The following is a 386-nucleotide window of genomic DNA, read 5'->3' on the forward strand; positions in this document are numbered from 1 at the left end:
GCTGTAGCTCAGCTGGTAGAGCATCACGTTGCCAACGTGAATGTCACGAGTTCGAGTCTCGTCAGCCGCTCCAAATATGACAGTTATTACGGTCAAAGTAGGGTCCCAATCTCTACTATAAAAAATACTCTCGATGCCCGAGTGGTGGAATTGGTAGACACAAGGGATTTAAAATCCCTCGCTTGTAAGAGTGTGCCGGTTCAAGTCCGGCCTCGGGTACCATTACTGATTATTATCAGTTGGATGTATTGTAAAAAATTCGAAGCGGCTGTAGCTCAGCTGGTAGAGCATCACGTTGCCAACGTGAATGTCACGAGTTCGAGTCTCGTCAGCCGCTCCAAATATGACAGTTATTACGGTCAAAGTAGGGTCCCAATCTCTACTAT

At 46.6% G+C, this 386-nt stretch carries 2 tRNA genes; both read left to right on the plus strand.

Going from position 1 to position 386, the window contains the following annotated elements:
• Nucleotides 1–135: 135 nt before the first annotated feature.
• Nucleotides 136–222: transfer RNA gene (locus H4J59_RS00135), tRNA-Leu, on the plus strand.
• Nucleotides 223–264: 42 nt separating this feature from the next.
• Nucleotides 265–340, plus strand: a tRNA-Gly gene (locus H4J59_RS00140).
• The last annotated feature ends 46 nt before the right edge of the window (nt 341–386 follow it).

Source organism: Colwellia sp. MB02u-10 (assembly GCF_014077185.1).
Taxonomy (GTDB): Bacteria; Pseudomonadota; Gammaproteobacteria; order Enterobacterales; family Alteromonadaceae; genus Cognaticolwellia.